Below are 19,928 nucleotides of genomic sequence, written 5' to 3' on the forward strand. Positions count from 1 at the left end.
AGGAGCAATGTTGATGGAAAAAGTCATCACCGTCTGCCCGTATTGCGCCTCAGGCTGTAAAATAAACCTGAAGGTGGAGAACGGGAAGATCATTGGCGCAGAAGGCGCAAATGGTCACACCAATGAAGGAGAGCTCTGCCTGAAAGGCTATTATGGCTGGGACTTCATTCATGACACTAAAATTTTAACACCTCGCCTCAAAAACCCAATGATCCGCCGTGAACGTGGTGGCAAGTTAGAAGTGGTTTCTTGGGATGAAGCGATTGAATTTGCCAGCTCGCGGTTACTGGCAATTAAAGCAAAATATGGTCCAAAAGCGATTATGACCACAGGGTCTTCTCGCGGTCCGGGTAATGAAGCTAACTTTGTGATGCAAAAATTTGTTCGTGCAGCTGTCGGTAGTAATAATATCGACTGCTGTGCGCGTGTCTGACACGGCCCTTCGGTTGCAGGTCTGCAGCGTTCGGTCGGTAATGGCGCAATGAGTAACTCAATTGTCGAAATTGAGGATGCCAAATGTATTTTTGTCTTCGGTTATAATGCCGCAGACTCACACCCTATTGTCGCGCGTCGTATTTTAAAAGCGAAAGAAAAAGGGGCTCAAATTATTGTTTGTGATCCGCGTTATATTGAAACCGCGCGTATCGCAGATATTCATTTACCATTGAAAAACGGCTCTAATATTGCATTACTAAATGCATTCGCTCACGTGATCATTGAAGAAAACCTGTATGACCAAGCCTTTATTGAGGCTCACACAGATAAATTCGATGAATACCGTGCTTTAGTCGCACCTTATACACCTGAATCTGTTGAAGAAACAACCGGTATCAAAGCCGAAGATATCCGTAGAACGGCTCGCATGTATGCAAATGCCGAAAGTGCCATGATTTTATGGGGCATGGGTGTCACACAATTCTATCAAGGTGTCGAAACCGTTCAATCCCTCACAAGTTTAGCATTATTAACGGGTAACTTAGGTAAACCGCATGTTGGGGTCGGCCCCGTTCGTGGTCAAAATAATGTTCAAGGCGCCTGTGATATGGGTGCTCTGCCAAATACTTTGCCGGGTTATCAATATGTCGATGATAAAGCGGCACTTGATAAATTTGCTAAGTTTTGGGGCATTGAAAAAATGCCAGATGAAAATGGGATCCCATTAAGTGAAGTTCCACATTTCATCGATGAAGGTATTTTAAAAGCGCACTATGTCATGGGTGAAGATCCACTGCAAACTGAACCTGATTTAGCAACCATTCGTCGTACTTTCGATAAATTAGAGCTATTGATTGTTCAAGATATCTTTATGACTAAAACAGCCGCTATTGCGGATGTTATTTTCCCAGCAACCTCTTGGGGAGAACACGAAGGTGTCTATACCGCAGCAGATCGTGGATTCCAACGTTTTTATAAAGCGGTTGAACCTGTTGGTGATGTGAAAAAAGACTGGGAAATTATCAGTTTGATGTCCACCGCAATGGGCTATCCGATGCACTATAACAACACCAAAGAAATTTGGGATGAGCTACGTGAGCTTTGCCCTATTTACTATGGTGCTACTTATGAAAAATTGGCAGGTCTCGCCTATATCCAATGGCCATGTCGTACATTGGAAAGTGAAGGTACTGAATACTTATACGAGGGAGGCAATTTCGATACGCCAAATGGTAGAGGTCAGTTCTTTACTTGTGATTGGCATCCACCGATTGACCAAGTTAGCGCTGATTATCCGATGGTACTTGCCACAGTCCGTGAGGTTGGCCATTACTCTTGCCGTTCCATGACTGGTAACTGTAAAGCGCTTGCGGCATTAGCAGATGAACCCGGTTTTGTTCAGATAAATACCGCTGATGCGAAGAAATTGGGTATTAAAGATCAAGAGCTGGTATGGATAGCCTCTAAACAAGGTAAAGTTATCACTCGTGCAAATATTAGTGAACGTCCTAATAAAGGTGCGATTTATATGACTTATCAATGGTGGATTGGTGCTTGTAATGAGTTAGTAGCAGAAAACCTCAGCCCAATAACCAAAACACCAGAGTACAAATATTGTGCAGTCCGTGTAGAACCAATTGCGGATCAACACAAAGCTGAACACTATGTTGTACAAGAGTATACGGCGATTAAGCGTAGATTACGCGAGGCTGCCGAGGGAGTTTAGTTTTCCCTTCATTTTTTATACGATAAAAAATCTCACGGGTCACATGCATATAAGTATGTGACCCGATTTTTTTACTGGTAACCTAACAACAGTATCGATTACTTTCGAATCACAAAAACAATAACTTCATTTAATAGCTAAGCATGTAATTACCAATTAATGACTCTTCAACTAATTAACCTTAGCCAGTCCTTAATAATCCAATTCAATTTATTCAAATATTAATAAGAATTATTATTAGTTAGCATTCTAAAATTAATATTTAAAATAATTTAAATTGCAGATAATCAGAAAAGAAAAATATATAGTTAGGCTCACGCCATAACACAAAGAATGGCAACACTATAATTATAATAGTTCTCAATCATTTTTTATTTTAGCCACCTTACAAACACTCCCCAAAATAATTTGGGTTGTAGGTAGGCGGCAAGTAAAGCTAAGCCCTAGGAGCATACACAAGTATGTGACTAGGGTTAGTTTTGCGCGGCCAACACCCCTACAGCACAAAGTATGACAGGTATACGAACTAAAAAAGATCTTGGACACAAATCCCTAACCTCTGCATCCTCGACAACAACGTCGTCCGCTTCAACCCTAGACGTGTTGCTGCCCCTCTTGCACCAGCAACCACCCCATTCGTTGCTTTTAGTGCAGCAATAATTCTATCCCTTTCCTCGTCATCATTTTCAGGCGCCTCTGTTTGCATTCGCTTTTCGAGCAACGTCGGAGTTTGCAGTGCATTTTTAAGGCGTGATGGCTTTGGGATATTCAGCTCATGTAACTGTAAATTAAGTGTATTACCCCGTGTTAGGATCACTGCTCGTTCAATCACATTTTCTAGTTCTCGCACATTACCGGGCCATGGATAGCGAGAAAGCTGTTCCAGAGCATCGAGTGGAATGCAGTCTATTTTTCGGTTCATTCTCTGAGCAATTTTTTGCGTAAAATAGGTTGCCAGCAGTGCGATATCCTCTGGTCTCTCTCGTAACGGTGGGATCACAATAGGGAATACATTCAAACGGTAATAGAGATCTTCTCGAAATTCACGGTCATTGGTCATGGATTTAAGATTACGATTTGTGGCTGCTATTAGTCTAACATCCACGGGTATCACTTTATTACCGCCAATACGTTCAATTTCACGTTCTTGCAGCACTCTCAATAACTTGGGTTGAAGATCTAACGGCATATCACCGATTTCATCTAAAAATAACGTACTTTTATCCGCCATTTCAAAACGGCCAATATGTGTTGTAGTAGCTCCGGTAAACGCGCCTTTATCATGACCAAATAAATCACTTTCTAGCAACCCTGATGGAACAGCGGCGCAATTCATCTTAATCATAGTGCGTTGATGTCTATCACTTAAACGATGAATAGCTCGCGCGATAAGCTCCTTACCAGTTCCCGTTTCACCTAAGATAAGCACGGTGCTATCACTGTGAGCCACCAAATCAACTTGCTCTAATACATTACGCATCGCTTCGCTTTGAAAAATAATTTCACTGAAACTATCAGTACGATGTATCTGTTCAGTCAACCAAAGATTTTCAGTTTTCAGGCTGTCTTTTAAACGAGTAATTTCACCATAAGCAGCTGCGTTATCAACTGCAATCGCAAATCGTGCCGCTATTTGTTTAAGCAAATTACAATTATCTTCTGTAAAAATACTTTTATTTTCATGAGATAAAACCAACACCCCCAAAGGTTTATGGTTAAATGCCAATGGTAATAACAACGTTTCACTCATCCCTTGCTCACACACATGCCTATAGAGTGGGTCTTGCGTGGCAGAATCTAAAGTCAAACGCACAGGCTGATTACTATCAAGAGCCTGTGTTAAATCTGGATGTAACTCATTCAAATGATACTGCATTTTCTCAACGGGATGTGAACGTTGATAATAGCTGGAATAACAAAGGTATACGGCAGAACTATAATTATCACATAATGCGATGCTGATTTGACTTATACCGAAAAAACGGTAAATTTCTCGAGATACTTCAGCAACTAAACCATCCATTTCTAAATGAGAAAGCACCGAATTGGTAATATCAACTAATATTCTGTACTGGTCGCGTTCATGGCGTATACGTTCAGCTTTTTCAGATATATCCACAAAGTCTCCACTAACTCGTCATGGTTCAGGTTATCGCTGTATTGTCTTCACTTGGCTACTTAGATCACATACTAAAGTATGTACCCCAAGCTAACTTCGTTTATCGTCTTGCTATTAATTGAATTATTTATCGCTTATATATTCTAAAATACTCATCTATAAATAAACGCAAATTCAAAAAATTTAATGCCGTGATTAATATCATTTTAGCTAATACAATTTTTTAATCCTATTATTGTAATGACTCTATAAAAAAAGAATATCGCTGACTGATTTAAGTTTGATCCAGTCCCCTATTTTTAATATAACAATATCTTAGTATAGCCATATATATAACGATGCTTGTAATTATCGTCATATTTGTCGAAGCTTGTGACGAATATTTCAATTACCCTTTCAGCACCTTTTTATTATTTATTAATATACTGATTTAACTGAATTAAATTATTTTTCTGATCTGGCACGATACATGCTTATGAAAAGGTATTCGAACCAGAGGACGGTTACACCGGAAAGCCGGATGTGATGTCGTCGTATATCATTCAGGAGAGTATGATGAACCGTTTCATCATTGCAGACCCCAAAAAATGCATTGGCTGTCACACTTGTGAAGTGGCATGTGTAGTTTCTCATCAAGAACAAGAAACAGGTATTGAAACTGTCGTTAAAGATGATTTTTTCCCACGCATTCATGTTATCAAAGGCTATAACATCAGTACTGCTGTAGTTTGCCGTCAATGCGAAGATGCCCCCTGTGCCAATGTTTGCCCTAATGGTGCGATTAGCCGTAAAGATGATTTTGTGTATGTTGACCAATCTAAATGTATCGGTTGTAAAACCTGCGTCATTGCTTGCCCTTACGGCACAATGGAAGTCATTAGCCGCCTTGTTGCTCAACAAAATACTGCGCTAAATACCATTCCACAATACCGTGCTGAAGCACATAAATGCGATCTCTGCCATACTCGCGAAGGTGGCCCTGCTTGTGTGGAAGTTTGCCCAACCGACGCGCTTATTGTCGTAGACCGTAATCGTATGGATGAAATTATTAAAGAGCGTCGTCGCCGTGCGGCTTTTGAAATTCCTTACGATTTGATGTCATAAGAGAGTCCCGATGCATGAAGTTACCTTATGTCAAAGTGCGTTAGAAATTATCGAACAGCATGCAAAACAAAATCACGCACAGCGTGTCTGTGCAGTTTGGTTAGAACTCAGTGCGGTTTCTTGTATTGAAGAGTCTGCACTGCATTTTTGTTTCGATATTGTTTGCCGTAACACGCTCGCTGAAGGTGCAAAGTTACATGTCACCACCGTCGCTGCGCAAGCATGGTGCCGAGATTGCCAAAGCAATGTGAGCGTTACCCAATTTGATACGGGATGTCCTCACTGTGGCAGTCGTAACCTGCAAATAAACAGCAGCGACACCATGCAGGTAAAGCAAATTGAAGTGGAATAATCTTGTAAGACGTTTAAATCAAATCAGGAGTCAGTTATGTGTTTAGCCATACCCGGCAAAATTGTGTCAGTAGGTAATTCACCAATGGACAATGCACAAGTCGAAGTTTGTGGGGTCAAACGGGATGTGAACATTGCGCTGGTTTGTGACGGAGAAACCACCGACATGCTTGATAAATGGGTGCTCGTTCACGTCGGTTTTGCCATGAGTATTATCGATGAAGAAGAGGCCCATGATACGCTTGAAGCCCTAATGGCAATGGCCGAAGTCGAAGAAGATGTTTCTTACTTTTTGCATGGAAATGCTTGATATACAACATCCAAAATTTTATTCATCATCCTTAATCAATAAAAACCGCAGTGTTTTAAATAACCTCACTGCGGTTTACAAGTTCAACAACTAAACATCAACTATTTATAATGAAATTACTCGCCATCGAATAATTTGAATCCGCCGAACCCTTCCCAGAGAGGCAATGCAGCATAAACTTGTTGTACTGCATCAATCACCTGTTCATTCATTGGCATATAAAAACCCACTAAATCAGGTTGGATACCCAAAAAAATCACTTCATCAATATCGTCTTTTAATTGGTCGATTAAAAAATTCAACGGTAAATTATGCGTGCTCATGATAAACATTTCAGCAATATCATCAGGATCAATAACACGGATTTCACCTGGATTTAAGCCGATATCCGCAGCATCCACTATTAACAAACGTTTAGGTTTAAGCGCTCTTATCTGATGGGTCACATTTTCAGGACTGCTTCCGCCATTTATTGCTAGCCAATCTGCAATGGGATTTTCTTGCATCAAGTCATATAGCATCGGGCCTGCACCATCGTCCCCCATCATGCTATTACCAACAGCTAACATAATGTTATTGTTAGATAAATCTGTCATGATCGCCTCTTTACTATTAGGTAAATTGCAGGTTCTCGCTCAATTTCACCTAATAATCGAATCAGGGTTGAACTCCATTCACAATAAGGTGAATTTTCATCTTTCGCAAACCCATCGACAGCAAGTGCTAACATATTAGTATGAGTTGAATCGATATTAATTTCACCGAAAGTAATCAACCCCTGCAATTTGCGTCGCGCCTCTCCTTCAGGTATTGCATTAACCCAAGACTGGTAACCGTCTAATGGACACACTAATTCATTTTTCAGACAATCTATCATGCCAACATGGTGACCAATAGCCAATGAGTAATACATGACTTGCTGCGCTTCTTCGGGCACATCGTCGTCGCTATCGACAAACTTTTGGCGAAGTGACCAAAAATAAACGTTGCCTTTTGATGCGGGCTGCTCTGACGTAGAGAGCTCAATATTTGAGTTAGTCATCAACACCCCCTTGCTGTAACACGGTCACTAAGCGGTTAACAATGTCTCGTAAGCGAGGATCTTGCTCTTCGTTAATCCATTTTTGCATCGTTGCTTGAACCTGTGTTGGTGTTGCACCTTCAAGCAATGATAAAAAGTGATCGCTAATTTCTCTTCCTTGAAAATACCCAGCCTGACGACGCGCTTCACGTTCAATCATCACACGCGTAGCCAATGGGATAGAGGGTAACAATAATTCTACGCGTTCACCTTCGCCTTCATGGTGATCTTGTGCGGTTAATTTTTGATTTAATAACCCCAAGGCCACCGCAAATCCATAAATGGTTGCCGCAGGTGTCGGTGGGCAACCCGGTATCCATACATCAATCGGCACAATATGTTCACTGCCACCCCAAACGCAGTAAAGGTCATGGAAAATACCACCACCACAGCCACAAGCCCCGTAAGAAATACAAATTTTTGGGTCAGGAGCAGATTCATAAGCACGCAATGCAGGCATACGCATTGCCCGCGTCACAGCGCCCGTAAATAGCAAAATATCAGCATGTCGTGGTGATGCAACGACTTTGATCCCAAAACGTTCCGCATCAAATACAGGCGTGATTGCAGAGAAAATCTCTATCTCACACCCATTGCAACCACCACAGTCGACACGATAAACATAAGCTGAACGTTTGATATCTTTTAACAAGGTACTTTTTAATTTTGCGACCTGCTCATCCATGCTGACAGGCTGACTCACATGATGATTAACAGGGATCTCTGGAAAACTCATGATTTATCTCCCTCAATATGCAAACGGAAGTTTTGACGATTATTATTTAACAGGTTATTTTTCTGTTTGCAGGTCGGACAGGTTTCATACATTGGTCTTAGTGCTTCAATGCCACTCTCTTCAATACCCGACGCCACCATCAACGCCATTGCATAATCGACTGATTTTTTAGGGGCAAATGCTTCGCCACACTGACGACAATGCTGTAAACGAAAAGTCCCTTTCATATACAGATCGGCTTTATTCATCACGGCAGTTTCAAATTCTTCTGTCAGATGAATTGCTCGGGTTGGGCAAACCTCTTCACAACGGGCACAATAAATACAGCGCCCAAGAAATAGCTGCCAGCGACGTTCACCGCTTTCTAAATCTGTTTCCATCGTTAAGGCATTCGCAGGACAAGCCGAGATACAAGCGCCACAAGCAATACATTGCAATGGGTCATATTCTGGCTTACCACGGAAACCATGAGCCACTTCAAGTGGCTTAAATGGATATTTAACCGTTGCTGTCCCCGTTTCACGGAGGATTTTAAATAATTTAAGCATTAGTATTTCCTCCGATTTATTTCATTAACGATTTTTTACGCAGAATACTTTGTTGCTCTAACTCTTTGTATGCAATGGTTTTTGCTTTACGTTTTTTCACATCCACCAGCGTCACACGGTCAGTACAAGAGTAACAAGGGTCAAGGCTACCAATAATTAATGGCGCATCGGAGACGGTATTCCCTTGCAACATATAACGCAGTACTGGCCAGTTTGCATAAGTCGCCGCACGACAACGCCAGCGATACAATTTCTGATTATCACCTAACATGCTCCAGTGAACATCTTCGCCACGTGGTGCTTCGGTATAACCCAGCGCAAATTTATGTGGTTGATATGTAAAGCCTTCGGTCAAAATTGGGCCATCTGGCATATTGTCCAATGCATATTCAATCATGGATAAAGAATCTAATGTTTCTTTAATTCGCACCATCACGCGTGAATAAACGTCACAACCATCTAGAGTGAAAAGCGTTTTCGGTAAGTTGGCATAATCGGCAAATGGGTGATCAAAACGCACATCACGTTTGAATCCGCTAGCACGGATCATTGGGCCTACTGGGCTATAGTCTCGCGCAACTTTAGGATCTAAAAGACCAACCCCCACAGTACGCTGTTCCATATTCGGCGTGCTCAGCAACATATCCACCAGTTCGGTCACATCACGGCGCATTTCGCGTACCAACTGAATGGTTTTCACCCGCTGTTCTTTTAAGAAATCACGGCGAACACCACCAATCAAATTAGTACCGTAAGTTTTACGCGCACCAGTCAATAATTCAGCCATCTTCATAGATTTTTCACGCACGCGGAAAAACTGCATAAAACCAGTATCAAAACCGGTAAAGTGACTGGCTAAACCAATATTTAATAAATGGCTGTGTAGACGTTCCACTTCCAGCAATACGCTACGAATAGTATGTGCACGAGGTGGAACATAAATACCAAGGGCATTTTCGACTGAAGAGGTATAAGCCACGCTGTGAGTGAAACCGCAAATGCCACAAACTCGGTCAGATAAAAACGTGACTTCGTTATAGCCCATACGGGTTTCTGCTAGTTTTTCCATACCACGGTGAACATAGAACATGCGGTAATCCGCATCCACAATGCGTTCACCATCAACGAATAATCTAAAATGGCCAGGTTCATCAGAGGTGATATGTAATGGACCGATTGGCACAACTCGGCTTTGAGTTTTACTATCATTGATAAACTGATAAGTTTCAGTATCCGTGGTTGGCTCTGGACGCTGACGATAATCCATCGTGTCTTTACGCAATGGATAAAGATCTTCAGGCCAATCATCGGGGAGCACTAAACGACGTTCATCAGGCAAGCCTACCGCACGTAGACCATACATATCCCGTATTTCACGTTCCCCCCAAACTGCGGCTGGAACTCGCGGAGTAACAGAAGGAAATTCTTGAGTAATAGGGCTAACAAAAGCCTTTACTGTTACCCAGCATTTTTCACCTTCTTCCATTGAAAGTGCGTAATACACCGCAAATTGCCCATTCAATGGGCGCTCATCATTTCCCCATAATACTGGCAGCCAACCGCCGCAACCGTAATACAGAAATTCAACCACCTCTGGCAGCATTTCCGTTTTAATGGTGATGGTGACCTGATTTGCGGTTTGCCACTCTTCGTCCAGCACCGCATGAGGAAATTTCTCGCGGACTTTTGCCAGATAACCCGCGCCTTTACGAACGCCCTGAAGGGTATCTGCATAATTCTGATAGCTCACGTTATTTCTCCTGCAATGAGGTCGAAGAGGCGTTTACACCCCACGGCCAATGAAAGTTTAAAGTAGTTAATTCTGAATTAGGTAATGCACTGTCTTTCAACACAATAGTGGCCGCATTCTCAAGTAGATTACTAACAGACTGTGGAATGTGCGTACCCATTACCAACATCAAAACAATAAGAATTGCCATCGGTAAGGTCGTCAAAATGCCAAGTTCACCTTTTGAAACACAGTCAGGTTTCTCACCAAATAATGTTTTAGAGATCATTCTGACTAATCCGCCAAGAACGACAGTAATGAGAATTAAAACAAGCAGTGTCAGCCAGAAATGGTTAGAAGCAATACCGGCAACCACAATCATGAACTCACTTAAAAATATGTTAAACGGTGGCATACCGCCTAAAGCTAATGCGCCACCAGCGAACACGACTGCGGTAAATGGCATTGTGCGTAATAGCCCTTTAACAACGGTAATATCCCGCGTGCCATATTTAAGTAATACATTACCTGAACCACAAAACAGCAGCGTTTTCGCTAAACTGTGATTCAAAGTATGTAATAACGCAGCAAGTACCCCTAATGGGCCACCAATACCTAATGCGACTGCAATCAAGCCCATATTTTCAACGCTTGAATAAGCTAATAGTCGTTTCATATCTCGTTGAACTAAGATAAAGAATGCGGCGACAGCAACAGAAAGCAAGCCAAAGACAAGTAACAAGGTTTGAGTAAATTCACCACCAATCGCAGACGTGACGATGATGTAATAACGAATGATGATAAGTAGTGCGCAATTTAACAATACGGCAGAAAGCAATGCCGAAGTTGGGCTTGGAGCCTCACTATGTGCATCAGGTAACCATGCATGCATTGGAAACAGACCCGTTTTGGTTCCGAAGCCAATTAAAACGAATACAAAGGCTAAATGCATCAAAGTTGGGTCAAGTAATGAGGTATATTTCAATACTTCTGTCCAGAAAATCGCTAACTCTGGATCAGGCATGACATTGACCGCATTGGCATAAACCAAAATGGTACCAAATAGACCAAATGCCACACCGACACTACAGATAATGATGTATTTCCACGCGGCTTCTAAAGAAGAGCGTTGACCGTAAATACCCACCAAAAATGCAGAGCTTAATGTGGTAGCTTCAACCGCCGCCCACATGAGAATCAGGTTATTACTGGTAATAACCAATAACATGGTAAATAAGAACAGATGGAAGAAACCATAGTAATTGCAAAGGGTTCCAACGCTAATTTCCCCCTCTTCAACCTCATGGTTCATATAGCCAATGGAATATAAACCTGTCAGAAAACCAACAATTCCCAATATCGCTAAAAATAATCCAGCAAGACTATCAAGATGGATCCAGCGCTGCGCCATTAGCAGGTCGCCAACTTCACCAATGGTATTCACCATCCACAGCGATAATACCAACAATAAAGTAATCCCGATGGCATGCACCAAAGTAACCGCCATTTTGGCGCTATTTCCAAGTAAACGGCAGATAAAAGCCAACATAGAAATAACCAATGGTGTCGCCATTAATAACGTCAATAACATAGTTTGATTCATCTCATCACCCCTTCAGCGCGGTCAGTTGATCCACGTTCAGTGTGTTGAGCGTGCGATAGATTTTACGTGCCAGCACCGCCATGATAATCACAGCAAAAATGGCGTCCGTCGCGATGCCTATTTCAACTAATTCTGGCGCTTTATATGCCAGCAATGCCAATGTCAGATGTGAACCATTTTCCATCAAGCAATAACCAAATGCCTGCTTAAGGATATTTTTCTGGGTCACAATACATAGCAATCCCAACATAAAATGTCCCAGTGAAACCGCTAAAGCTGGCTTCAAATCTGTGGCTATTGGCAGTTTTATCGGTTCGACAACAAACCAACACAACACCACGATGACCGCTGCTGCTAACATCAACCATGCAGGACTTATCACACCGCCATTCGCTGACGGATCAGAGAGTTTGCGAAATGCATATCCCATAATCAGTGGTACTAAAATTACTTTTGTTGCAAATGCAGTGCCTGCCCACATTGCTAGCTCTGGCGCATTCAAGGTTTGAGAGAGTGTGGCAAAAATCGCCACCAGAACCAAAGATTGAAGTGCATAAAACCAACAAGATGCCACCGGACGTTTTGCGCCGATAACCAGTAGCGAAGTGATCATCATCAGCCCCGCTAAATTATTTACAATCATTGAACCAGTCATACTTTCTCCCCTTAATTGAGCCAGATGACGGCAATAACACTAGAACAGAAGGACATGATGATCAGTAAACCAATTACCCACTGCATCGCCCATGGAACAGCACTGCCATTTGCCACTTCTTCACTTGGTTCGCCAGGTACCACTTTACCGAACCAGTAAAGTAACCAAGCAAAACTCGCGACGGATTCAATCAACACCAAAATCATAATTGGCGTTAATATCCAGAATTTGTCAGACAACGCGAAACCTGCGGCAAAGATTGGAAATTTACTGAAAAAACCATTAAGCGGAGGAACACCGGCAATCGCCAATGCCGCCACACAAAATCCAACGCCCAAAAGTGGATACTGTTTTGCTAATCCACGTAAACGCGGCAGCATACGTGTACCGCAGCTATAGCTCAGCGCACCTGCAACTAAGAAGAATAAACTTTTCGCAAAAGCATGGTTAAAGATGTAAGCAATACCGCCATCAAACGCCTCTTTCGAACCAAAAATCGATAACGACAAGGCAAGAAAGATATACGCTAATTGGGTAATGGTTGACCACGCTAGCAATCGTTTCATATCTTTTTGTGGTAGATACATCAAGAAACCATATACCAAGGTGATCACTGCCATCGTCACACCAATCCAACCGATAATTTCCGGTACATGGGTTGATGACATAATGCTACGCGCAAAAATATACACGCCAACTTTCACCATAGAGGCCGCGTGTAAATACGCGCTGACCGGTGTTGGCGCTTCCATCGCATCAGGTAACCAAGCCTGTAATGGGAGTTGTGCAGACTTACCCCATGCCGCAAATAAAATGCCACCAAAAACAATCAGGCTTTGTGTTTCATTCAGCTGATTAATGGCACTTAGTGCGAATGTTCCTGTACTGATGAATAAGGTCGCTGCTGCCATGTACAGTCCCAACGAACCGATATGGGTGATAAGCAGTGCTTTCATTGCAGAACGCTGTGATTTTTCAGTTTGGTAATAACCAATCAGCGCCCAAGAACAGCCTCCGGTAATTTCGAAGAAGACCAGTTGTCCTAAAATGGTAGAAGACAGCACCACACCCGCCATTGCACCGATAAAAATCAGCAAAAATGCATAATAGCGGCGAGTTGGGCCGTGTGCGTGCTCACGGTTACCTTCAGTTAAATAGCCTGTAGAATAAAGGCAGATTAAGAAACCTAGGAATACTACGGCAAACGCAATTAATGTACTGACGCCATCAATGGTAAAACCAAATAACGCGACATCCCCTGCTTGTACTAATTCCAACGTGGTGGCGACTTTGCCACCGTCGAGATACAACCAACCCAATGCCGCCGTACCGAGCGATGCAAGCAACGCAACTAACGTACTTAGCCACGGTGCGACACGTGTTGGTAAGAAACTGACCAGCAACGCCCCAATAAACGGAACCATTAGAGTCGCCAGTGCAATATTTTCTAACATGCTTTGTCGCTCCTTATAGACCGGTGAGATAGAAAACGAATCCGAGTGCCGCAACACCGAATCCTAACCAAGTCACATGGTGCGTCAGTAAGAAACGACCACGAGCCAAACTATTTTCGACTAACGATGCCAGAACGAAAATAACCAACAATTTTATGAGCATGATGACGATGGCAAATAGCAAACTGACTATTGTCAATTCGCTCGCATTACCATAGGGAAAGAAAATAGACAGAAACAAAACTGCGACGATCACTTGTTTCAGACCTATTCCCCATTTTACGAGTGCTAAACCTGATCCTGAATACTCAGTAAGCGGTCCTTCTTGCAATTCTTGCTCAGCTTCCGCCACATCGAAGGGAATTTTGCCCATTTCAATAAAAGTGGCAAAACCACAAGCTAATAGTGCAAGGAGAGTTGCTGTTGGCGATATCCAGCCCTCATTCATCACCGCACTAATAGCGCCGATGTTGGTTGAGCCTGCAATTAATGCGACAACTAACAAACCAAGAAATAAAGTAGGTTCGACCAAAACACCAAGCGTCAATTCACGGCTGGCACCGATACCTGCAAATGGGCTTCCGGTATCTAAACCTGAGAGCGAAAAGAAAAAGCGAAATAGCGCAAAAACATACAACACAATAATGATGTCAGATGCGCCACTAAACAGTGAAGTGATCGTAAAGACAGGCAGTGCCATCGCTAATAACAACATACTACCGAGTAATACATAAGGCATGATACAAAAGACCATTCCTGAATCACGCGGTGCGACGGACTGACGCTTCAACAATTTAAAAATATCACGATAATCTTGTAAAACGCCGGGGCCTTGACGAGAGTGCATTTTGGCGCGAATTTGACGAGAGATACCAGTAAACAATGGTGTTAATAGCAGTAAAAATACCGCTTGAACCACTGCAAAGAGTCCTGTCATCAATGTCGGTGTTTCTTGAATAGACATGGTTTCTCTCTCCTTACGCCGCAATGACGACAAGTAAAACGACTAACGCCGCAACGACATAGAGACAATAAAGTCTAAAATCCCCACCTTGAAGACACTGCATTCGTTTGGCAAACCGATTGATACCGCGCACTAGAGGATAAATAATACTTTCATCCCAGAAAGGTTCGACTTTCCCTGCCCCTGCTTTAGTCACGTCTAAAGCCTGAGCCAATTTCGCTGACGGATCGAGCTGTTTACGCATCCGATACAAGGGTGCGAACATAGAACGAAGCGGCTGAGTAAATCCACCCGCAGATACGGACATATCGCTTTCCCATGCATAACCACAAGCCCATGCATCGCCTTTACGACGAAAGCCGAGTTGTTTGCCTTTGAAAACCATATAAATAATAAATGGGATCACAGGTAAGGCGAGTAGAAGCACAAAAGTCATAGCAGGTGATATCATCGCTTGAGACGCGCTATCAGGGATTAACATCGCCCCTTGAACAACCGTGATATCCGTTACACTGGTCAATGACATCGCGACATTGGCTAACACAGGTGCAATCACACTCGCACCCACACCTAAAATGACGCAAATTGCCGCAAGAATAATCATCGCGACAGTCATGGTCCAAGGTACTTCTCGTGCATGGGTTGCTTGTTCGCTACGCGCACCACCACAAAAACTCACGCCATAGACTTTCACAAAGCACATTGCCGCAAGAGCACCTGTGATGGCTAACATCACAATCGCAATTGGGCCACTGATACGCATAATGAAAGTGCCTTCATGGCTCATAGAAAATAAGGATTGATAGGTGTACCACTCACTCACAAAACCATTGAGTGGCGGTAATGCAGAAATGGCCATACAACCAATTAAAAAGGCCGTCGCAGTGAGCGGCATTAACTTGGCTAAGCCCCCCATCTTATCCATATCACGAGTATGAATACGGTAAATCACAGCACCAGCACCGAGAAATAGCAAGCCTTTAAATACCGCATGGTTGAGTAAGTGATAAAGCGCACCAAGTAGACCAATAGTCGCCAACACTGGCATGTTATTTGCCATACCGACCATACTAACGCCAACGCCCATCAAAATGATGCCGATGTTTTCTACTGTATGCCAAGCAAGCAAACGCTTGATATCATGTTCTGCTAAGGCGTACATAACCCCAAGAACAGAAGATACGGCTCCAAAAGCAAGTACTACAATTCCCCACCAACCTTGCGTTGCGCCTAACAAATCGATACCGACTTTGATAATCCCGAAGATACCTATTTTTACCATCACACCAGACATCAGCGCGGAAGCATGAGAAGGTGCGGCTGGGTGAGCTTGCGGTAACCAACTGTGTAACGGCAACATCCCCGCCTTGGCGCCAAAACCAAAAAAACCCAACAAAAAGACCACTGAGGCCATGGTAGGTGAAAGTGAAAGTTGTCGGAAGGAGTCGAAATCTAAGCTACCGCTTTGACGCCACATCAAGAAGAAAGCAATCATGATGAGGATAGAACCGGCGTGAGCAATAAAGAAGTACAGTAAGCCAGCACGGATAGATTTTTCATCTTGGTCAGCAATAACCAGAAACCAAGAAGCTAATGACATCATTTCAAATAAAATAATGAAATAGAAAGCATTATCCATAACGACCAGTGCAACCATTGATGCAACAAATAGGTTCAAAAAGAAACCCATGCTCCATGCGCCACGGCCACAATATTCCTGTACATAATTCAACGAATATAAAGCGCTTACTGTGACAAGTAATGAAATCACCATCACCATAAAAGCGGCGAGGCTATCAAAACGAACCACAAAATGCGCAAATGGGAATGGTCCTTGCGCAAAATAGGTCAATACCTCGCCATTCATCAACACAGGAATTGAACTCATTAAACCAAGGATCCCGCCAATTATTGCTGCAATACCGGCGACATAAATTGCTATTTTTTCTTGTCTTTTAAATAGCAATGATATGAAGCCACCAGCAAAATAAAGGGAGATTGACCACAAGAGTAACTGAAGCGACGTCATGTTATGAGTTCTCCTGTCCTGAGACAAAAATGTCGAACTCTGGCGGCATCACATTGACCGATGCATTGCGTCGTTTCGCATTTTCATTTTCTAATTGGTTCTCTTCAACAATATGGAGAGCGTCAGTTGGGCACACTTTCACGCAAGCTGGGCCCTCTTCGCTAAAGTCACATAAATCACATTTCACAGCGACATTACGAATACCAGCATTCCATGCCAAAAACGGGTTCATCGTTGGTAAGCTGTCAGGAACATCCAATAACATTTCTTTGGGAACATATTGTTCAAAGAAATCAGGCATATCCACAGGTTTACTGCCTGATGGGGTGATTGCCCCAAATGGGCAAACTAGACCGCATAATTTGCAGCCTATACAAAGACTTTCATTCAGCACAATCATGTTGTTCTCGTGGGTGATGGCATTCACCGGACACACACGAGCACATGGAGCATCATCACACTGGCGGCAGAGCATAGGTGCAGTCAGCTCTCCAATTTTCACCACTTTTAGTCGCGGATATGTTTGTAATCCCTGAACTTTATGCGTCTCTGAGCACGCCGCCATACAGGTATTACATCCGATACATAATTGTGGGTCGGCAATAACAAAGCGATTCATTCGCCTTACCCTCCAATAAAATCTGTCAAGTCATTAGGATTGATGCCATTAACTAAGCATTTTTCATGCCATAAATTATTATCAATAAAATCAATTTGTTATGAAATAATGGAATGATAAATACCGCTTAATCGACACTAATGACGACAAGCAGTGAAGTGAGGAAGCGAAATCTGTGAAAATGAAATGGACAAACTGAATAGCAAAATGGCCACGATGTGAATTAATCACACCGTAGCCACTCTTTATTTAGGTACTCTATTTAGGTTTTATTGTATTTGGCTTTCGGCTGACTCAACCAAATTAATCAGTCGCGAACGCATATCGACATATTTCGAAGTCACGAGGCTTTCTGCGGATTTTTGATCGTTAATTTTGACAATCCTTGCGGCGCAATATTTAGTTTCTGGCGTTTTTGAAATAGGATCAAGATTATCTTGCGTCAATTCATTACAAGCTCCAACCCACCATTGGTAAGTCATGTAAATGGCGGGCTTATTGATAGTTTCATTAATACTACAACGAGACATAACTTTTCCCCGACGAGACTCAACCCAAACGATATCTTGATCTTTAATGCCTATGTTTTTCGCGGTTTCGGGATTAACTTGAACATAACCCGGCTCATCCGCTAAAGATGCGAGCGCTTTACAATTTCCGGTCATTGAGCGACAAGAATAATGGCCAACCTCACGAACCGTTGAAAGGATCAACGGGTATGTTTCATCCGGTAATTCCGCAGGAGCGCGCCAATTGGTTGCAAAAAGTAGCCCTTTACCTGAAGGCGTATCAAATACATTGTCCTTATAGAGATAAGGCGTTCCCATATGATCTTCAGTTGGACAAGGCCATTGAATATGAGCTAATCCGGCTAATTTTTCATAGGTCACACCGAAAAATAGCGGACAAAGTTTTCTAACTTCATCCCAAATTTGTTTATTATCGGTGTACGACATTGGATAACCCATTTCTGTCGCTATCAAACAAATAATTTCCCAATCCCGTTTAACATTACCAACTGGCTCAATCGCTTTCTCAAATCGTTGAAATCCACGGTCAGCGCAAGTGAAGATACCACCGTGTTCACCCCAACTGGTTGAAGGTAAAATAACATCGGCTTGTTCTGCCGTTTTGGTCATGAAAATATCTTGAACGACAACAAACTCGAGTGCTTCAAAACCTTTTCGAACTAGATTCAAATCTGCTTCTGTCTGTAATGGGTCTTCACCCATGATGTAATAGGCTTTGACCTTTCCTTCAATAGCTAAATGAGGTACTTCAGTAATTCGATAACCTACGTTAGGGTCAAGCTGCTCAGACGAAATTCCCCACTCTTTTGCAAATTTTTGACGCACGCTTTCATCTGTGACCTCCTGATAACCGGGGAATAGATTAGGTAACACCCCCATATCACAGGCACCTTGAACATTATTTTGTCCGCGAACTGGCGCAACGCCAACATTCGGTTTTCCAAGGTTTCCCGTCATCAGCGCTAAGCTAGAAAGACCTTTAACTACATCAACGGCTTGTCCAAATTGGGTAACGCCCATTCCCCACATAATGGTCGCTGTTTTAGCTTTAGCGTAAGTTCGCATCGCCTGACGAATTTGTAATGCAGGAATACCGACAATATCCTGAACCGCTTCCGGACTATAATCCTGTACTATTTGTTTAACGTCTTCAAAACCTTCAGTAAACTGATTAACATAATTTTTATCATAAAGTTCTTCTTCTATCAGGGTATAAATAAAGGCATTCACTAATGCCATATTGGTCCCATTCTTTAGCGGAAGATATTGTGTGGCTATTTTTGCTGTTTCTATTTTTCTCGGGTCGCAAACAATAATTTCAGCCCCTTTTTCTTTAGCTTTTATCACTCGCCTAGCAACGATTGGGTGAGAGTCTGCGCAGTTATATCCGAAAACTAATAAACAATCCGAGTTCTCAATATCGGCGATTGAGTTACTCATGGCGCCATTCCCCAATGTGACCTGTAATCCCGCCACAGAAGGGCCATGGCAAACTCGCGCGCAGCAGTCGACATTATTATTGCCTAACACTGCACGGGTAAATTTTTGCATGACAAAATTGGTTTCATTACCCGTACCACGAGAAGATCCCGTGCACATAATGGATTTAGCGCCATACTTTTCTTTGATTTCTTTTAATTTATGGGCGGTATAATTAATGGCTTCACGCCAACTGACAACTTCAAATGGCGCCCCTTTTTCCCTGCGGATCATTGGCTGATTAATGCGAGCAGTTAGTAATTTATTATCATAAAGAAAATCCCAGCCATACAAACCTTTTAAACAGAGTTGTCCTTGATTTGTAGCGCCATTAGCGCCTTCAGCTTTGATTATTTTGCCGTTTTCAACACAGAGATTTAATTTACAACCAGCGCCGCAGTATGGGCATACAGATATAACTTTTTTCATTTGAAGTCCTTTCCCCTAACTAGGGAG

General features: G+C 42.6%; 17 protein-coding genes. 4 read left to right on the top strand and 13 right to left on the bottom strand.

Annotation, left to right across the window (positions count from 1 at the left end; genetic code table 11):
• The first annotated feature begins 13 nt into the window (after positions 1–13).
• A complete protein-coding gene (gene fdhF, locus AAZR93_RS07705) occupies positions 14–2,161 on the top strand; it encodes a formate dehydrogenase subunit alpha (protein WP_336431514.1) in 2,148 nt (715 codons plus the stop codon).
• 526 nt (positions 2,162–2,687) lie between these two features.
• Here fdhF (AAZR93_RS07705) and AAZR93_RS07710 read toward each other — a convergent pair.
• On the bottom strand, positions 2,688–4,280 hold the full coding sequence (locus tag AAZR93_RS07710; RefSeq protein ID WP_294349952.1) for a sigma 54-interacting transcriptional regulator: 1,593 nt from the start codon (positions 4,278–4,280) through the stop codon (positions 2,688–2,690).
• Positions 4,281–4,835: 555 nt separating this feature from the next.
• Between AAZR93_RS07710 and hydN the strand changes: the two genes are divergently transcribed.
• Genes hydN through hybG form a run of 3 tightly spaced genes read left to right on the top strand, consistent with a single transcriptional unit; the run spans position 4,836 to position 6,045 of the window.
• Complete coding sequence (gene hydN, locus AAZR93_RS07715; protein WP_294102966.1) at positions 4,836–5,384, top strand: electron transport protein HydN; 549 nt, start codon at positions 4,836–4,838, stop codon at positions 5,382–5,384.
• Between the two features lie 10 nt (positions 5,385–5,394).
• Complete coding sequence (gene hypA / locus AAZR93_RS07720) at positions 5,395–5,736, top strand: hydrogenase maturation nickel metallochaperone HypA (protein WP_294102963.1); 342 nt, start codon at positions 5,395–5,397, stop codon at positions 5,734–5,736.
• 36 nt (positions 5,737–5,772) lie between these two features.
• Positions 5,773–6,045 (top strand): hydrogenase maturation factor HybG, encoded by a 273-nt coding sequence (hybG, locus tag AAZR93_RS07725; protein ID WP_336428795.1) that lies wholly within the window; start codon positions 5,773–5,775, stop codon positions 6,043–6,045.
• Between the two features lie 116 nt (positions 6,046–6,161).
• Here the strand turns inward: hybG and hycI are convergent, their stop codons facing one another.
• The 12 genes from hycI to fdhF (AAZR93_RS07785) all read right to left on the bottom strand — a co-directional run bounded on the left by hycI (position 6,162) and on the right by fdhF (AAZR93_RS07785) (position 19,901).
• Positions 6,162–6,641, bottom strand: coding sequence for a hydrogenase maturation peptidase HycI (gene hycI / locus AAZR93_RS07730; RefSeq protein WP_294102956.1), 480 nt, complete (start codon positions 6,639–6,641; stop codon positions 6,162–6,164).
• A complete protein-coding gene (locus AAZR93_RS07735; RefSeq protein ID WP_434719427.1) occupies positions 6,638–7,087 on the bottom strand; it encodes a formate hydrogenlyase maturation HycH family protein in 450 nt (149 codons plus the stop codon). The genes hycI and AAZR93_RS07735 overlap by 4 nt, the downstream gene beginning before the upstream one ends.
• Complete coding sequence (locus tag AAZR93_RS07740) at positions 7,080–7,862, bottom strand: NADH-quinone oxidoreductase subunit B family protein (RefSeq protein ID WP_294102951.1); 783 nt, start codon at positions 7,860–7,862, stop codon at positions 7,080–7,082. Before AAZR93_RS07740 ends, AAZR93_RS07735 begins: the two co-directional genes overlap by 8 nt.
• Positions 7,859–8,410 carry a hydrogenase 4 subunit H gene (gene hyfH / locus AAZR93_RS07745; RefSeq protein ID WP_336428790.1) on the bottom strand — a complete coding sequence of 184 codons (552 nt, stop codon included), beginning with the start codon at positions 8,408–8,410 and terminating at the stop codon, positions 7,859–7,861. The genes AAZR93_RS07740 and hyfH overlap by 4 nt, the downstream gene beginning before the upstream one ends.
• A 16-nt stretch (positions 8,411–8,426) precedes the next feature.
• Entirely contained in the window at positions 8,427–10,160 is a 1,734-nt protein-coding gene (locus AAZR93_RS07750) for an NADH-quinone oxidoreductase subunit C (protein WP_294102947.1), read from the bottom strand.
• Between the two features lies 1 nt (position 10,161).
• Positions 10,162–11,742: a hydrogenase 4 subunit F gene (locus tag AAZR93_RS07755; protein ID WP_434719428.1), complete on the bottom strand. Its 1,581-nt coding sequence runs from the start codon at positions 11,740–11,742 to the stop codon at positions 10,162–10,164.
• Between the two features lie 4 nt (positions 11,743–11,746).
• A complete protein-coding gene (gene hyfE / locus AAZR93_RS07760) occupies positions 11,747–12,397 on the bottom strand; it encodes a hydrogenase 4 membrane subunit (protein ID WP_434719429.1) in 651 nt (216 codons plus the stop codon).
• 11 nt (positions 12,398–12,408) lie between these two features.
• Entirely contained in the window at positions 12,409–13,851 is a 1,443-nt protein-coding gene (locus AAZR93_RS07765) for a hydrogenase 4 subunit D (RefSeq protein ID WP_294102943.1), read from the bottom strand.
• A 13-nt stretch (positions 13,852–13,864) separates the two neighbouring features.
• Positions 13,865–14,815, bottom strand: coding sequence for a respiratory chain complex I subunit 1 family protein (locus AAZR93_RS07770; RefSeq protein WP_294102940.1), 951 nt, complete (start codon positions 14,813–14,815; stop codon positions 13,865–13,867).
• Positions 14,816–14,828: 13 nt separating this feature from the next.
• Positions 14,829–16,844: a hydrogenase 4 subunit B gene (gene hyfB / locus AAZR93_RS07775; RefSeq protein WP_434719430.1), complete on the bottom strand. Its 2,016-nt coding sequence runs from the start codon at positions 16,842–16,844 to the stop codon at positions 14,829–14,831.
• Position 16,845: 1 nt separating this feature from the next.
• Positions 16,846–17,463, bottom strand: coding sequence for a 4Fe-4S dicluster domain-containing protein (locus AAZR93_RS07780; RefSeq protein WP_294102935.1), 618 nt, complete (start codon positions 17,461–17,463; stop codon positions 16,846–16,848).
• 269 nt (positions 17,464–17,732) lie between these two features.
• Positions 17,733–19,901: a formate dehydrogenase subunit alpha gene (fdhF, locus tag AAZR93_RS07785; protein ID WP_434719431.1), complete on the bottom strand. Its 2,169-nt coding sequence runs from the start codon at positions 19,899–19,901 to the stop codon at positions 17,733–17,735.
• Positions 19,902–19,928: the final 27 nt, after the last annotated feature.

The organism is Providencia sp. Je.9.19, from assembly GCF_051129765.1.
GTDB lineage: Bacteria > Pseudomonadota > Gammaproteobacteria > Enterobacterales > Enterobacteriaceae > Providencia.

Excerpts from the sequence above, each read along its gene's own strand:
- hyfE (WP_434719429.1), bottom strand. The coding sequence starts at position 12,397 with ATGACTGGTTCAATGATTGTAAATAATTTAGCGGGGCTGATGATGATC.
- AAZR93_RS07765 (WP_294102943.1), bottom strand. The coding sequence starts at position 13,851 with ATGTTAGAAAATATTGCACTGGCGACTCTAATGGTTCCGTTTATTGGG.
- AAZR93_RS07780 (WP_294102935.1), bottom strand. The coding sequence starts at position 17,463 with ATGAATCGCTTTGTTATTGCCGACCCACAATTATGTATCGGATGTAAT.
- hyfH (WP_336428790.1), bottom strand. The coding sequence starts at position 8,410 with ATGCTTAAATTATTTAAAATCCTCCGTGAAACGGGGACAGCAACGGTT.
- AAZR93_RS07770 (WP_294102940.1), bottom strand. The coding sequence starts at position 14,815 with ATGTCTATTCAAGAAACACCGACATTGATGACAGGACTCTTTGCAGTG.
- hyfB (WP_434719430.1), bottom strand. The coding sequence starts at position 16,844 with ATGACGTCGCTTCAGTTACTCTTGTGGTCAATCTCCCTTTATTTTGCT.
- hypA (WP_294102963.1), top strand. The coding sequence starts at position 5,395 with ATGCATGAAGTTACCTTATGTCAAAGTGCGTTAGAAATTATCGAACAG.
- AAZR93_RS07755 (WP_434719428.1), bottom strand. The coding sequence starts at position 11,742 with ATGAATCAAACTATGTTATTGACGTTATTAATGGCGACACCATTGGTT.
- hydN (WP_294102966.1), top strand. The coding sequence starts at position 4,836 with ATGAACCGTTTCATCATTGCAGACCCCAAAAAATGCATTGGCTGTCAC.
- hycI (WP_294102956.1), bottom strand. The coding sequence starts at position 6,641 with ATGACAGATTTATCTAACAATAACATTATGTTAGCTGTTGGTAATAGC.
- AAZR93_RS07735 (WP_434719427.1), bottom strand. The coding sequence starts at position 7,087 with ATGACTAACTCAAATATTGAGCTCTCTACGTCAGAGCAGCCCGCATCA.
- fdhF (WP_434719431.1), bottom strand. The coding sequence starts at position 19,901 with ATGAAAAAAGTTATATCTGTATGCCCATACTGCGGCGCTGGTTGTAAA.
- hybG (WP_336428795.1), top strand. The coding sequence starts at position 5,773 with ATGTGTTTAGCCATACCCGGCAAAATTGTGTCAGTAGGTAATTCACCA.
- AAZR93_RS07740 (WP_294102951.1), bottom strand. The coding sequence starts at position 7,862 with ATGAGTTTTCCAGAGATCCCTGTTAATCATCATGTGAGTCAGCCTGTC.